This window comes from Massilia arenae, from assembly GCF_008014745.1.
GTDB lineage: Bacteria > Pseudomonadota > Gammaproteobacteria > Burkholderiales > Burkholderiaceae_D > Telluria > Telluria arenae.
Genome location: NZ_VPFD01000002.1, coordinates 244,660 through 258,725 on the forward strand (window position 1 = coordinate 244,660; position 14,066 = coordinate 258,725).

A 14,066-nucleotide genomic window follows, 5' to 3' on the forward strand; every position below is an offset into this window, starting at 1 on the left:
CTATTGATCGTCTTTAGCGTAACACGCATGGCCAAGAAAGAGCACGTCTCAGAGACACCCGCCACCCAGTTCCTGCGCAAGCATGCCGTCGCATTTTCCGAGCATCCTTATGAGTACGAAGAGCATGGCGGCACCGCAGTGTCCTCGAATGCGCTCGGCGTGCCCGAACACGACGTCGTCAAGACCCTGGTCATGCAGGACGAGGCCGCCAAGCCGCTCATCGTGCTGATGCATGGCGACTGCAAAGTGTCGACCAAGAACCTGGCGCGCGCCATCCCCTGCAAGTCGGTCGAGCCGTGCAAGCCGGACGTCGCCCAGCGCCACTCAGGGTATCTGGTCGGCGGCACCTCGCCGTTCGGCATCCGCAAGGCAATGCCGGTCTACGTCGAGGAAAGCATCCTGGCGCTGGACAAGATCTACATCAATGGCGGCCGCCGCGGCTACCTGGTCGGCATCGATCCGAAGGTGCTGGTCGACGTGCTGAAGGCGCGCCCCGTGCAATGCGCCCTGGCCGAGTAACTTTATCCTTCGCGATCCGATGGTGTATATTCACGACCGATTTCCGGTAATGACCTTGGGCCGGAACCCACTGAGAGACTAGATGAACACCCTGATTGCCACCATCGCCGCCTATTTGCTCGGCTCGATTTCCTTCGCGGTCGTGATGAGCCGCGTCTTCGGCCTGTCCGACCCGCGCACCTATGGCTCCAAGAACCCCGGCGCCACCAATGTGCTGCGCAGCGGCAGCAAGAAGGCCGCGATCGCCACCCTGGTCGGCGACGCCGCCAAGGGCTGGCTGGCGGTCTGGCTGGCGGTGCAGTTCGGCGCCGACGTCGGCCTGGACGACACCGGCATCGCCCTGGTCGCGATTGCCGTCTTCCTCGGCCACCTGTGGCCCGTGTTCTTCCGCTTCGTGGGCGGCAAGGGCGTGGCCACCGCGCTGGGCGTGCTGCTCGGCATCAATCCATGGCTCGGCCTGGCGACCCTGGCCACCTGGCTGATCGTCGCCTATGCCTTCCGCTATTCCTCGCTGGCGGCCCTGGTCGCCTCGATCTTCGCGCCGTTCTACTACGGCCTGCTGTTCGGCGTCGATCCGATCCTGTTCGCCGTGTTCGTGATGAGCGCGCTGCTGCTGTGGCGCCATAGCGCCAATATCGGCAACCTGATCGCGGGCAAGGAATCGAAGATCGGCAGCAAGTCTGCCGGGGCCAAGAAGGCAAAATAAAGCCGGCGCGCGCCGGATTTTCTTGCAGGCGTTACCATTCGTCTCGAACAGCGGCACATCCGTGCCGCGCCGGACAGAAAGGTGGTAAGCCGTGAGCAAGCAACTCAGGATCGATTTTGTGTCGGACGTCTCGTGCCCATGGTGCGCGATCGGCCTGAAATCGCTGGAACAGGCCCTGTTGAAGGTCGGCGACGAGGTGCGCGTCGACCTGCATTTCCAGCCCTTCGAGCTGAACCCCGACATGGGACCGGACGGCCAGGACATCGTCGAGCACGTGACGCAGAAATATGGCGCCACGGCCGAGCAGCAAGCCGCCACCCGCGAGACGATCCGCGAACGCGGCGCCGCCGTCGGTTTTACCTTCGACATGGAGCGGCGCGGCCGCATCTACAACACCTTCGACGCCCACCGCCTGCTGGCCTGGGCCGAGGACGAAGGCAAGCAGCGCCAGCTCAAGACCGCACTGCTGGAAGCCTATTTCACCCGCTGTGAAGACCCGAGCAACCACGAGGTGCTGCTGCGCACGGCCGAAAGCGTCGGCCTGGACCGTGAGCGGGCCGCCATCATCCTGGGCTCCAATGAATATGCGGAAGACGTGCGCACGCGCGAGCAATTCTTCCAGCGCGCCGGCGTCAAGTCGGTGCCGGCGATCATCATCAACCAGCGCCATCTGATTTCCGGTGGCCAGCCGCCCGAAGTGTTCGAGCGGGCGCTGCGCGAGATTCCGGGGCTCGAACCGGAAGCCAACCCTACGTAAGTTCCAGCACCACCGGCTGATGATCCGACGCCGCCGTCTCCGACTGCACGTCGAGCGCCGTCAGCCGCGACGCCAGGTCGTCGGTCACGAAGAAATAGTCATAGCACTCAGGCCGCTCGGGCCACGGGAAACCGTGCAGCCCGGTGGTCGGTGCGCGCGCCATATCGCCGTGCACCACGCGCCAGGCGTCCACCAGCGGCAGCGCGCCGGGTTCCGGCGCCGCCAGCAGCGCCTGGTAATCCGGCGCATCGGGCGCGAAATTGAAATCGCCGCACAGGATCGCCGAACCGGGCCGGAAGCCCAGCTGGAACGGCGCATCGAGGTTCGGATCGGGCTGGAACAGGCGCGAGCGGGCGCAGGCTTCGGCATGCAGCTCGCGGATGCGCGCCACTTGCGCCATGCGCTGCGGCGGCGAATAGTATTCCAGGTGCGTGGTCAGCAGGCGCAGCTTGCCGGTCGGCGCATCGATCACGGTTTCGAGCAGGCCGCGCGGCATGCCGGCGGGGTGCTCCGGATCGGCCGGCCAGGGCAGCAAGTGACGGTGCACCTGCGAGATACGGTACTTGGAGAGAATCAGGTTGCCGAACAGGCGCGGAACGTTGTTCTTGTAGATTTCACTCGGGGCGTGCTCCATCGCGTGGTAGCCGCCGAATGCGCCGCTGAGCTGCTTGAACTGGTTGGCGCTGGCGCTGCCCTCGAGCTCGGGGTGGTTGGCGGCCACCTCCTGCAGGCAGATCACATCGGGGTTCAGCCGGCGCAGCACGTCGATGATCGCGTGGATGCGTATCCTTCCGTCCTTGCCACAACCCCAACGAATATTCCAGCTTACTACGCGCATTGTTCACCTCCGTAAATCTTGATCGACGGATATTGCCACCGTTTGGCGAGCAACGGTCACACGGTAGGATCGATGTCAGGCTGGCAAGTTCAATGGCGAATTCGAGCGCTTTCCTTGTTATTCAGGCAGCTTCGAGCTCGTCCAGCGGCCAGCGCGGGCGCACCGTGAAGGCGTAATCGCGCTGGGCCAGCGCCGGGTTGCGCTCAAGGCGCATGGCGCCGGCGAAGGCGATCATGGCGCCATTATCGGTGCAGAATTCCAGCTCCGGGTAATAGACCTTGAACTTGCGCTTGGCGGCGGCCGCGTTCAGCGATTCGCGCAATTGCTTGTTGGCGCCGACACCGCCCGCGATCACGAGGCGCTTCAGGCCCGTGTGCTTCATTGCACTGACGCATTTCGCGGTGAGCACGTCGACGATTGCATCGACGAAGCCGCGCGCGATATTCGCCTTGTCCTGCTCGCAGATATTGGCGATGACCTTCTCTTCGTGGTTCTTGACCACGGTGAGCACCGCCGTCTTCAGTCCCGAGAAGCTGAAGTTGAAATCCTTGCTGTGAAGCATAGGACGGGGCAGGGTATAGGCGGTCGGATCGCCGAACTCCGCCAGGCGAGAAATCGCCGGACCGCCCGGGTAGCCCAGGCCCAGCAGCTTGGCCGACTTGTCGAAGGCCTCGCCGGCCGCGTCGTCCAGGGTCTCGCCCAGCAAGGTATAGCTGCCGACGCCGTCGACCCGCATCAATTGCGTATGCCCGCCCGAGACCAGCAGGGCCAGGAACGGGAATTCCGGACGCTCGGACGCCAGCAGCGGCGACAGCAGGTGACCCTCGAGGTGGTGCACGCCGAGCACGGGTTTATCGAGCGCCAGCGCCAGGCTGCAGGCGACCGAGGAGCCGACCAGCAGCGCGCCGGCCAGGCCCGGGCCTTGCGTGTAGGCGATGGCGTCGATATTCGACGCCGGCAGGTCTGCGCGCTTGAGGACTTCGTCCAGCAGCGGAATGGCGCGCCGGATATGGTCGCGCGAAGCGAGTTCCGGCACCACCCCGCCATACTCCTCGTGCATGGCGACCTGCGAGTGCAGGGCGTGGGACAGCAGGCCGCGCTCGGTGTCATACAGAGCAAAGCCGGTTTCATCGCAGGAGGATTCGACGCCGAGAACGATCATGGGAGGAGCAGTTTGAATTAGGCAGAACCGTCGATTTTACCGTACGGTTCGTTCGAATTCACGGACGCTGCAATAACTCCTTGTGCGCTTGACGCAACATGCTCTCGGTCTCTTCCCAGCCGATGCAGCCATCGGTCACCGAGCAGCCATAGGTCAGCTGCGACAGGTCGGCGGGAATCGCCTGGCTGCCGCTGACGATATTCGACTCGATCATCACGCCCAACAGCGATTGGTTGCCATGACGAATCTGCTGGATCACGTCCGACATCACCAGCGGCTGCAGTTCCGGCTTCTTGTAGCTGTTGGCATGCGAGCAGTCGACCACCAGGTTGGCCGGCAACTTGGCCTTGGTCAGCGCCTGCTCGGCAATCGCGACAGACACCGAATCGTAGTTCGGCCGGCCGCCACCGCCGCGCAGCACCACGTGGCCGTAGGCATTGCCGCTGGTGCGCACGATCGACACCGAGCCCTGGCCATTGATGCCCAGGAAGGCATGCGGATTGGCCGAGGACAGCACCGCATTGATCGCGATGCTGACGTCGCCGTCGGTGCCGTTCTTGAAGCCCACTGGCGTGGACAGGCCGGACGACATCTCGCGGTGGGTCTGCGATTCGGTGGTACGCGCGCCGATCGCGGTCCAGGCGATCAGGTCGCCCAGGTATTGCGGGGAAATCGGGTCCAGCGCCTCGGTCGCGGTCGGCAAGCCCAGCTCGCACACGTCGAGCAGGAAGCGGCGCGCGCGTTCCATGCCAACGTCGACGCGGAACGAGTCGTCCATGAACGGATCGTTGATATAGCCCTTCCAGCCGGTGGTGGTGCGGGGCTTCTCGAAATACACGCGCATCACCAGCACCATGGTCTCGCTGACTTCGTCCTGCAACGCCTTCAGGCGGCGCGCATAGTCGAGGCCGGCTTCCGGATCGTGGATCGAGCAGGGGCCGACCACGACGAACAGGCGCTTGTCCTGGCGATCCAGGATATTGCGCAGCGTCTCGCGACCACCCATGACGGTCGCATAGGCGCGGTCGCTCAGCGGCAGGGTCGCATGGAGCTCGACCGGCGTAGGCATGCGGGTGAACGAGCTGACGTTGGTATTTTCGATTTGAGGCGTGCTGGTCATGGTGCTGTCTGGTTTTTTCAGGTGGATCGGCCAGTGTAGACGGAAATTGCTGCACGTGCACAAGCGATGCCGCAAAAACCCTATGCCGCTGCTGCCTGTGCTGCAGGCCAGTCCCGTTCCCGTGTATCCTTTTGCTATGACTACCGACACGAATGATATCGAGCGCTTTGTCGCCGCCCCCTTCATCAAGGAAATCGGCCGCGGCGTCAAAGGCGCGCGCAGCATGACGCGCGAGGATGCGCGCGCGCTCTACGCCGCCATGCTGGAAGGCCGGGTCTCGGACCTGGAACTGGGCGCCATCCTGCTCGCCATGCGCATCAAGGGCGAGTCCGTGGATGAACTCGGCGGCTTCATGGACGCCGCCGCCGCCTCGTTCTCGCCCCTGCCCACGCCGCGCGGCGAGTTCGCCCCGGTGCTGATCCCGACCTATAACGGCGCGCGCAAGCTGGCCAACCTGACGCCGCTGCTGGCCCTGCTGCTGGCGCGCGAAGGCGTGCCGACCCTGGTGCATGGCGTGCGCACCGACCCGGGGCGCGTGACCACCGCCGAGATCCTGGGGGCGCTGGGCCTGACTGAAGCCACGACCGCGGCCGAGGTGCAGAACGAGTTCGTCCACCTGCGTCCAGCCTTCATGCCGATCGAGCACCTGGCCCCGCGGCTGGCCCAGATGCTGTCGCTGCGGCGGGTGCTGGGCGTGCGCAATTCGACCCATACCCTGGTCAAGATCCTGCAACCCTTCGACGGCCCGGCGCTGCGCCTGGTGTCGTACACCCATCCCGAATACCTGGAAACCCTGGGCGGATTCTTCGAGGGCGTGGATAGCGAGACCCAGGGCGACGCCTTCCTGATGCGCGGCACCGAGGGCGAGACCGTGGCCCATCCGCACCGCGCCCAGCGCATCGACTGGTTCCATGCCGGCCAGCGCGCGCTGCTGGTCGAGCGCGATGCGCCGACCGACGACTTGTCCGAGGTGCCCGATGGCCGTGACGCGGCCACCACTGCGGCCTGGATCGGCGCCGCGCTGCGCGGCGAAGTGCCGGTGCCGGCCTCGATCGCGACCCAGGTGGCGTATTGCGTGGAAGTGTCGCGCAAGATCCGCGCGCGCAGCCAGCCCCTGGAATAGCTGCTGACCTGGGCCCGCTACTGGCATTACAATGGCGGGTTCGACGGACGGCGGGAAGCAGCAAGCATGGCAAAACAATACGATGTGGCGGTGATCGGCGCGGGCGCGGCCGGGATGATGTGCGCGGCCGTGGCGGCCCAGCAGGGCAAGCACGTGGTGCTGATTGACCATGCCGGCAAGCTGGCCGAGAAGATCCGCATCTCCGGCGGCGGCCGCTGCAATTTCACCAATATCAATGCCGGCCCGCAAAACTACCTGTCGCAGAATCCGCACTTCTGCAAGAGCGCGTTGTCGCGCTACACTGCCCAGGATTTCCTGGCGCTGGTGAAGAAATACCGCATCAGCCACCACGAAAAGCACAAGGGGCAATTGTTCTGCAACGACTCGGCCGAGCAGATCATCGCCATGCTGCGCGCCGAGTGCGATGCCGGCAGCGTGGAATGGCGGATGCCGTGCAAGGTGGCCGGTGTGCAAAAACTGGAGACCGGTTTCTCGATCGACACGGATGGCGGCGAATTGCTGGTCGACAGCGTCGTGGTCGCCACTGGCGGCCTGTCGATCCCCAAGATCGGCGCGACCGACCTCGGCTACCGCATCGCCAAACAATTTGACCTGAAGCTGGTGGAAACCCGTCCCGGCCTGGTGCCGCTGACCTTCGACGGCCCCAGCTGGGAGCCCTTCGTGCCGCTGGCCGGCATCGCGCTCGAGGTCGAGGTGAGCACGGGCAGCGCGAAAGGGAAGGGGAACTTGCGCGGTCATTTCCGCGAAGACTTGCTGTTCACGCACCGCGGCCTGTCCGGCCCGGCGATCCTGCAGATTTCCAGCTACTGGCAGCCGGGCACGCCGATCGTGCTCGACCTGCTGCCCGAGATGGATGTGGCAGAGACCCTGATCGGCCTGAAGAAAACCGAGAAAAAGCAGCTGGGCAATGTGCTGGCCCAATGGCTGCCGGCGCGCCTGGCCGACGGCTTGCTGACAGCCAATGGCTTCGACCCGGCTGCGCGCCTGCCCGACATGACCGACGCGAAATTGCGCAAACTGGGCGACGCGATCAACCGCTGGGCGATCGTGCCGACCGGCTCGGAAGGATATCGCAAGGCCGAGGTGACGCTGGGCGGTGTCGACACTAAAGAACTGTCGCAGCAGACCATGATGGCCAATAAAGTGCCGGGTTTGTACTTCATCGGCGAGACGGTCGACGTCACCGGCTGGCTGGGTGGATACAACTTCCAATGGGCCTGGGCATCGGGTGTCGCGGCCGGTCTAGCGCTTGCCAATGGTTGATGTGTCAATCGCGGCACACCACGATTGACAGCGAGATAAACGCTTCCATTGATCGACAAACGATGCTAGAATTTCGTTCTTCTCTAAATCCAACGGTTCAATTTTTACATGACCACTATCCGCCTTAAAGAAAACGAGCCGTTCGAAGTCGCAATGCGTCGCTTCAAACGCACCATCGAAAAAACCGGTCTGCTGACTGAACTGCGCGCACGCGAGTTCTACGAAAAGCCAACCGCAGAGCGCAAGCGCAAGCTGGCAGCTGCCGTGAAGCGTCACTACAAGCGCATCCGCAGCCAGCAACTGCCGAAGAAACTGTACTAATTACAGCTCAGCCGGCCAAGACCCGGTGACGGCGATGTCTGTCCCGGCGAGTCGCTGACGTCCGCAAGCCCGCTTCGGTTTCGCCGCAGCGGGTTTTGTCGTTTGTGCCAGGCCACACGCTGTCCCGGCACAGATCCAGTCACACCACCGAATACGGAGATTCCATGAGCTTGAAAGAACAACTGACCGAAGACATGAAAGCAGCGATGCGCGCCAAGGAAAGCGGTCGCCTGTCCGCCGTGCGCCTGATCATCGCCGAAGTCAAGCGCAAGGAACTCGACGAACAGACCCAGCTGGACGACACCCAGGTGCTGGCCGTGATCGAAAAGATGATCAAGCAGCGCAAGGATTCGATCACCCAGTTCGAAGCCGGCGGCCGCGCCGACCTGGCCGACATCGAGAAGGCCGAGATGGCCATCCTGTCGACCTATATGCCTGCCGGCCTGTCTGACGAAGAAATCGCCGCCGAAGTCGCCGCCGCCGTGGCCGCCACCGGCGCCAGCGGTCCGCAAGACATGGGCAAGCTGATGGGCGTGCTCAAGCCGAAGCTGGCGGGCCGTGCCGACATGACCGTCGTCTCGGGCCTGGTCAAGAAGGCCCTGGCCGGCGCCTGATAAGCCACATGATGTTCCCGCGCGCTATCGTGCGGGAACATCATCTTGTTGCATATCAATTTGCAGCAAACGCTGCGGTATAGTCTGACTCTAGACAAACACTGTGTAACGCCAAGTGATTCCGCAAACTTTCATCACCGATTTACTCAACCGTGTCGACATCGTCGACATCGTCGGCCGCTACGTCCAGCTCAAGAAGGGCGGGGCCAACTTCATGGGCCTGTGCCCATTCCATAACGAAAAATCCCCCAGCTTCACGGTCAGCCCGACCAAGCAGTTCTATCACTGCTTCGGCTGCGGCGCCCATGGCACCGCGATCGGCTTCCTGATTGAGTACTCGGGCATGGGCTTCGTCGATGCCGTCAAGGACCTGGCCCAGAACGCGGGCATGATCGTGCCCGATGCCGACGACCGGATCCCGCCGGCCCAGCGCGCCGCCCAGCAAGCGCAGACGCTGGCCATGACCGATGCGCTGACCCAGGCCTGCAATTTTTATCGCGCCCAGTTGCGCGAAGCGCCGAGCGCCATCGCCTACCTCAAGAACCGGGGCCTGACGGGGGAGGTGGCTGCCCGCTTCGGCATGGGCTACGCGCCATCTGGCTGGGACGGCCTGCGCTCGATCTTCCCCGACTACGATGCCCACGTGCTGGTCGAGTCCGGCCTGGTGATCGACAAGGTCGACGAGCAGGGCAATCACCAGCGCCGCTACGACCGCTTCCGCGAGCGCGTGATGTTTCCGATTCGCAACACCAAGGGCCAGGTGATCGGCTTCGGCGGTCGCGTGCTCGACGGCGGCGAACCGAAATACCTGAACTCGCCCGAAACGCCGCTGTTCCAGAAAGGCCTCGAACTGTACGGCCTGTTCGAGGCGCGCCAGGCGATCCGCGACGCCGGCTATGTGCTGGTGACCGAAGGCTATATGGACGTCGTCGCGCTGGCCCAGCTTGGCTTCCCGCAAGCGGTCGCCACCCTCGGCACAGCCTGCACCACGACCCACGTGCAAAAGCTGTTGCGCCAGACCGACGACGTGATCTTCAGCTTCGACGGCGACAAGGCCGGCCGCCGCGCGGCGCGCCGCGCGCTAGAGGCCTGCCTGCCGCAGGTAAGCGACGATAAGACGATCAAGTTCCTGTTCTTGCCACAGGAACACGACCCGGACAGCTTCGTGCGCGAGCGCGGAGCCGAAGCCTTCGAGCAAGAGATTGCCGATGCGATGCCGCTGTCGCAATTCCTGCTGCGCGAAGTGACGCAGGAACATGACCTCGACACGCCGGAAGGGCGCGCCCACGCCCAGTTCGAGGCCAAGCCGCTGCTGCAGGCGATGACGCCGTCGAGCCTGCGCCTGCAGATCGTGCGCGGCCTGGCCAGCATGACCCAATCGACGCCGTCGGAGATCGAAAGCCTGTTCGAGTTGTCCAAGCCGGTGGCGACCGTGCGCCGCGCGCCGCCGCGCCAGGGGCGGCCCGAGCCGGTGGGGCTCGAGCTCAAGATGCTGCGCATCCTGGTTGCGCACCCGCACCTGGCCCTGCAGCTCGACGAGCAGGCGCTGAAGGCCTTCGATTATTTTGGAGAGGAAAGTTCTGATCGCCTGCGCCACCTGGTCGAGACCGCGCAGGCCTTGGGCGAACACGGCACCTTCGCGGCCCTGTCCCAGCAGCTCAGGGAAGTGACGAACGAATACGATGCGATGATCGCCGAAATCGCCGCGGAACCGGAAAATGAGGTCGATGGAGACCGCATTGTTCTGTTAAGTTCTGTGCGGCAGATCAAGGTGGATTCGTTAAAGCAGGAGCTTAACCAGTTGTTTTCTTCTGGTTTGACCCCAGATCAGGTGAGTGCTCGCTACCGCGAGATTGTTGCTCAGCAGGACCTTCTGGCCCGCGAGGCCGCTGCCGAGATGGCACCCCGATGATCACCTGGCTCCGCCCTGGACGCCCAGGCGCTCGCAACTGGAAAAAGGTGGGGTGCGTGCTATAATAAAACGCTAACTATTGCAACTGTTGAAACCCTTTTCGGTTCAATTGGACGCGTGGTGTTTCAGTTAGCGAGGCCCATGGATTTGTGCCTGCAGGATGATGTAAGGTAACAAAACTTTATTTTAACCATCGTAAAGTTAGTCGTTGTGACATCGAAAGCGCCTGTGCCAACCAAGAAACCCGAAACCAACGTGGCTGCGAAAACCACGAGAGCGTCTGCCGCCAAGGCGGACAATTCGCAAGACAAGGCCGAGGTTCGTACGGCGAACCCAGCGCCTGTCAATCAGACGACCGATGCGGCTACCCTGGCTGCGATCGACACGTCAGGCTACGTCCTGCCCTCCGTCAAGGTGCCGGGACGCCGTGGTCGCAAGCCGAAGGAATTTACCCCCGAGAACGACGAGATCGCGGCACTGAACGCGGTCGAGCGCGCCGAACTGAAGGCAGCGGACAAGGCCAAGGCCAAGGACCGCAAAGCCAAAGAAAAAGCGCTGCTGAAAGACGCGTTCTCGTCGGATACCGAGGCCAGCGAAGAAGAGCTCGAGCTGCGCCGCAACAAGCTCAAGGCCCTGATCAAGTCGGGCAAGGAGCGCGGCTTCCTCACGTATTCCGAGATCAACGACCATCTGCCCGAGAATATTGTCGATCCGGAAGCGATCGAAGGCATCATCGGCACCTTCAACGACATGGGCATCGCCGTCTACGAGCACGCGCCCGATGCCGAGACGTTGTTGTTGTCGGATAACGTGCCCAACGCCACGAGCGACGACGAAGCCGAGGCTGCCGCCGAAGCCGCGCTGTCGACGGTCGACTCCGACTTCGGCCGCACCACCGACCCGGTCCGCATGTATATGCGCGAGATGGGCTCGGTCGAGCTGCTGACGCGCGAAGGCGAGATCGAGATCGCGAAACGCATCGAGGACGGCCTGAAGGACATGATCCAGGCGATCTCCGCCTGCCCGGTGACCATCGCCGAGATCATCGACGCCGCCAACAAGATCGAGCGCGACGAGATCAAGATCGACGAGATCGTCGACGGCATGGTCGACCCGCAGGGAGGCGAAGATACGTCGCCGAGCGCGGTCGCCCCGACCTCGACCGATTCCGATGACGACGAGGAAGACGAAGAGGACGCCGAAGAAGTGGAGGAGGAAGAAGAAGCCTCGACCGGCACCGGCGCCGCTGCGGGCTACTCGGCCGAGCAGCTCGAAGCGCTCAAGCAGGCCGCCCTCGGCAGGTTCGACGAGATCGGCCAGCAGTTCGACAAGATGCGCAAGGCCTTCGAGAAGGACGGCTATAACTCGAAAGCCTACGTCAAGGCGCAAGAGGCGATCTCGAGCGAGCTGCTGGGCATCCGCTTCACGGCCAAGGTGGTCGAGAAGCTGTGCGACACCCTGCGCGGCCAGGTCGACGAAGTGCGCCACATCGAGAAGCAGATCCTCGACGTCGCGGTGAACCGCTGCGGCATGCCGCGCGCCCACTTCATCAAGGTCTTCCCGGGCAATGAAACGAACCTGGAATGGGTCGACGGTGAAGTCAACGCCGGCCACGCCTATAGCGCCATCCTGGGCCGCAACATCCCGACGATCAAGGAGCTGCAGCAACGCCTGATCGACCTGCAGGCACGCGTCGTGCTGCCGCTGCCAGACCTGCGCAACATCAACCGTCAAATGGCGGCCGGTGAAATGAAGGCGCGCAAGGCCAAGCGCGAAATGACCGAGGCCAACTTGCGACTGGTGATTTCGATCGCCAAGAAGTACACCAACCGCGGCCTGCAATTCCTCGACCTGATCCAGGAAGGCAATATCGGCCTGATGAAGGCGGTGGACAAGTTCGAATACCGTCGCGGCTATAAATTCTCGACGTATGCGACGTGGTGGATTCGCCAGGCGATTACCCGCTCGATCGCGGACCAGGCGCGCACGATCCGTATTCCGGTGCACATGATCGAGACGATCAACAAGATGAACCGGATCTCGCGCCAGATCTTGCAAGAGACCGGCGCCGAACCGGATCCGGCGACCCTCGCGATCAAGATGGAAATGCCGGAAGATAAGATTCGCAAGATCATGAAGATTGCAAAAGAGCCAATCTCCATGGAAACGCCGATCGGTGACGACGACGATTCGCATCTGGGCGATTTTATCGAGGACAACAACACCCTGGCGCCGTCGGATGCGGCCCTGCACGCCTCGATGCGCGGCGTGGTGAAGGACGTGCTCGACTCGCTGACGCCACGCGAAGCCAAGGTGCTGCGCATGCGCTTCGGCATCGAGATGTCGACCGACCACACGCTGGAAGAAGTGGGCAAGCAGTTCGACGTGACCCGCGAGCGGATTCGCCAGATCGAGGCGAAGGCGCTGCGCAAGCTGCGTCACCCATCGCGTTCGGACAAGCTGAAGAGCTTCCTCGAGGGCAGCAGCTGATTAGTCGTGAAGGCTTGACGTACCTGCAGTAAAGGCAATATGCTCTCGCCACTTCGCTCATCGGGTGTCAAGCCGGTGAGCAGGTGGCGAGTTCTACTTCCACCGTTCCAGTTTCTGGGCCTCTAGCTCATGCTTGGTTAGAGCAGCGGACTCATAATCCGTTGGTGCCGTGTTCGACTCACGGGAGGCCTACCAAAAAAAACAAGGCTTACGCGAATTTCCCGCGTAAGCCTTTTGTGTTTCCGGACCAGTTCCGGTCTCGTAAAGGCGTCAGCCTCGATTCGCTGCGCAGGTTTAGGCAAGCCTGCCCATGACGAATGTCGCTATCGGCCCCACATCCACTTCGATATCGACATACCCGCGCGCACGAAGCAGCGCTTCGAGTTGCGCGGCTTGCGTGACTTCGCCCCCACTACGCAGCGTGCGCAAGGACGACATCACCGCCATGAACGGCTCATCCGGCCTGGTGTACAACGGCGCAATCAGCCAGCCCCCGCTGCACGACGCGGCCGCAATCCGGTCGATCGCCTGTTCGAGCACCGACAGTGTCATGAACATGGTGGGAAGCCATGCCAGCGTATAGCGCGGACCGGGATCGAGTTCGGTCACGTCGAGACGGCGCAGCTGGATGCGCCCTGCGTGTGCGCTGGCCGCCACGTTTTCGGCGGCGAGACGCAATGCGGGTTCCCAGATGTCGATCGCGTCGACATCGAGTTCAGGACATGTCTGCGCGGCCCGCAGCGCAACGCCGCCGACCCCCGTGCCGACATCGAGAAACACGCCATCCAGCGCCGCCTGCAAGGAAGGCCGTGTGCTGGCAAGGCCCAGTATGCGGTCGAATGCATTGCTGGAGGCGCGCCCCATCGCCTGGAGAAGGTCCTGGTCTTCAACTTTCCATGAGGCCGTGCGACCGGGTTTCCTGAACAATTCGCTGCTTTCCACGAACGCCATCTCGATCTCGACGAGCAGCGGCGCGATCTCGGCGTGGTCGAGGTCCGTCAAGGCATCGCCCAGCGCCAGACGCACACCGTCCCTGATCTGCTCCTCGATAGCGTTATCGGCGCCCGCGCCGGAACGCAGCTTGAGCGCCGCGCCGATCACCGCCAGCATCCGCGCAGCGCGAGCAAGTTCGTGGATGCGGTGAGAAATGGCTGCTGACACGTAATACTCCCTGGATCGCGTTGAGACTACAAAGGCATGGAACGTCACAACCAGATACG

At 63.1% G+C, this 14,066-nt stretch carries 13 protein-coding genes and 1 tRNA gene; 10 read left to right on the forward strand and 4 right to left on the reverse strand.

Annotation, left to right across the window (positions count from 1 at the left end; translation table 11 throughout):
• The first annotated feature begins 27 nt into the window (after nucleotides 1–27).
• The 3 genes from ybaK to FVD38_RS02540 all read left to right on the forward strand — a co-directional run bounded on the left by ybaK (nucleotide 28) and on the right by FVD38_RS02540 (nucleotide 1,982).
• A complete protein-coding gene (ybaK, locus tag FVD38_RS02530; RefSeq protein WP_147933389.1) occupies nucleotides 28–519 on the forward strand; it encodes a Cys-tRNA(Pro) deacylase in 492 nt (163 codons plus the stop codon).
• Nucleotides 520–601: 82 nt separating this feature from the next.
• On the forward strand, nucleotides 602–1,225 hold the full coding sequence (gene plsY, locus FVD38_RS02535; protein ID WP_147933390.1) for a glycerol-3-phosphate 1-O-acyltransferase PlsY: 624 nt from the start codon (nucleotides 602–604) through the stop codon (nucleotides 1,223–1,225).
• 91 nt (nucleotides 1,226–1,316) lie between these two features.
• Entirely contained in the window at nucleotides 1,317–1,982 is a 666-nt protein-coding gene (locus FVD38_RS02540; protein WP_147933391.1) for a DsbA family oxidoreductase, read from the forward strand.
• Here FVD38_RS02540 and FVD38_RS02545 read toward each other — a convergent pair.
• The 3 genes from FVD38_RS02545 to FVD38_RS02555 form a co-directional block, all read right to left on the reverse strand.
• On the reverse strand, nucleotides 1,975–2,820 hold the full coding sequence (locus FVD38_RS02545) for an endonuclease/exonuclease/phosphatase family protein (RefSeq protein WP_147933392.1): 846 nt from the start codon (nucleotides 2,818–2,820) through the stop codon (nucleotides 1,975–1,977). The two genes, FVD38_RS02540 and FVD38_RS02545, sit on opposite strands and share 8 nt — an antisense overlap.
• 121 nt (nucleotides 2,821–2,941) lie before the next feature.
• Nucleotides 2,942–3,982 (reverse strand): tRNA (adenosine(37)-N6)-threonylcarbamoyltransferase complex transferase subunit TsaD, encoded by a 1,041-nt coding sequence (gene tsaD, locus FVD38_RS02550; RefSeq protein ID WP_147933393.1) that lies wholly within the window; start codon nucleotides 3,980–3,982, stop codon nucleotides 2,942–2,944.
• 58 nt (nucleotides 3,983–4,040) lie between these two features.
• Nucleotides 4,041–5,102 carry a 3-deoxy-7-phosphoheptulonate synthase gene (locus FVD38_RS02555; protein ID WP_147933394.1) on the reverse strand — a complete coding sequence of 354 codons (1,062 nt, stop codon included), beginning with the start codon at nucleotides 5,100–5,102 and terminating at the stop codon, nucleotides 4,041–4,043.
• Between the two features lie 136 nt (nucleotides 5,103–5,238).
• On the opposite strand from FVD38_RS02555, the gene ybiB reads away from it, so the two are divergent.
• The 7 genes from ybiB (at nucleotide 5,239) to FVD38_RS02590 (ending at nucleotide 13,041) form a co-directional block, all read left to right on the forward strand.
• Nucleotides 5,239–6,225 carry a DNA-binding protein YbiB gene (gene ybiB / locus FVD38_RS02560; RefSeq protein WP_147933395.1) on the forward strand — a complete coding sequence of 329 codons (987 nt, stop codon included), beginning with the start codon at nucleotides 5,239–5,241 and terminating at the stop codon, nucleotides 6,223–6,225.
• 66 nt (nucleotides 6,226–6,291) lie between these two features.
• Entirely contained in the window at nucleotides 6,292–7,509 is a 1,218-nt protein-coding gene (locus FVD38_RS02565) for a BaiN/RdsA family NAD(P)/FAD-dependent oxidoreductase (protein ID WP_147933396.1), read from the forward strand.
• Between the two features lie 108 nt (nucleotides 7,510–7,617).
• Nucleotides 7,618–7,830: a 30S ribosomal protein S21 gene (gene rpsU / locus FVD38_RS02570; RefSeq protein WP_005665410.1), complete on the forward strand. Its 213-nt coding sequence runs from the start codon at nucleotides 7,618–7,620 to the stop codon at nucleotides 7,828–7,830.
• Between the two features lie 164 nt (nucleotides 7,831–7,994).
• Nucleotides 7,995–8,444: a GatB/YqeY domain-containing protein gene (locus tag FVD38_RS02575; RefSeq protein WP_147933397.1), complete on the forward strand. Its 450-nt coding sequence runs from the start codon at nucleotides 7,995–7,997 to the stop codon at nucleotides 8,442–8,444.
• 115 nt (nucleotides 8,445–8,559) lie between these two features.
• Nucleotides 8,560–10,356, forward strand: a complete 1,797-nt coding sequence (gene dnaG, locus FVD38_RS02580) for a DNA primase (protein WP_147933398.1) — start codon at nucleotides 8,560–8,562, stop codon at nucleotides 10,354–10,356.
• Nucleotides 10,357–10,611: 255 nt separating this feature from the next.
• Nucleotides 10,612–12,846, forward strand: coding sequence for an RNA polymerase sigma factor RpoD (rpoD, locus tag FVD38_RS02585; RefSeq protein WP_229493355.1), 2,235 nt, complete (start codon nucleotides 10,612–10,614; stop codon nucleotides 12,844–12,846).
• A gap of 116 nt (nucleotides 12,847–12,962) precedes the next feature.
• Nucleotides 12,963–13,041, forward strand: a tRNA-Ile gene (locus tag FVD38_RS02590).
• A gap of 99 nt (nucleotides 13,042–13,140) precedes the next feature.
• Here the strand turns inward: FVD38_RS02590 and FVD38_RS02595 are convergent.
• Entirely contained in the window at nucleotides 13,141–14,007 is an 867-nt protein-coding gene (locus FVD38_RS02595; protein ID WP_187271458.1) for an SAM-dependent methyltransferase, read from the reverse strand.
• Between the last annotated feature and the right edge of the window lie 59 nt (nucleotides 14,008–14,066).

Coding starts and splice junctions, on each gene's coding strand:
- ybaK (WP_147933389.1), top strand. CDS start 28: ATGGCCAAGAAAGAGCACGTCTCAGAGACACCCGCCACCCAGTTCCTG.
- plsY (WP_147933390.1), top strand. CDS start 602: ATGAACACCCTGATTGCCACCATCGCCGCCTATTTGCTCGGCTCGATT.
- FVD38_RS02545 (WP_147933392.1), bottom strand. CDS start 2,820: ATGCGCGTAGTAAGCTGGAATATTCGTTGGGGTTGTGGCAAGGACGGA.
- tsaD (WP_147933393.1), bottom strand. CDS start 3,982: ATGATCGTTCTCGGCGTCGAATCCTCCTGCGATGAAACCGGCTTTGCT.
- FVD38_RS02555 (WP_147933394.1), bottom strand. CDS start 5,102: ATGACCAGCACGCCTCAAATCGAAAATACCAACGTCAGCTCGTTCACC.
- ybiB (WP_147933395.1), top strand. CDS start 5,239: ATGACTACCGACACGAATGATATCGAGCGCTTTGTCGCCGCCCCCTTC.
- FVD38_RS02565 (WP_147933396.1), top strand. CDS start 6,292: ATGGCAAAACAATACGATGTGGCGGTGATCGGCGCGGGCGCGGCCGGG.
- rpsU (WP_005665410.1), top strand. CDS start 7,618: ATGACCACTATCCGCCTTAAAGAAAACGAGCCGTTCGAAGTCGCAATG.
- FVD38_RS02575 (WP_147933397.1), top strand. CDS start 7,995: ATGAGCTTGAAAGAACAACTGACCGAAGACATGAAAGCAGCGATGCGC.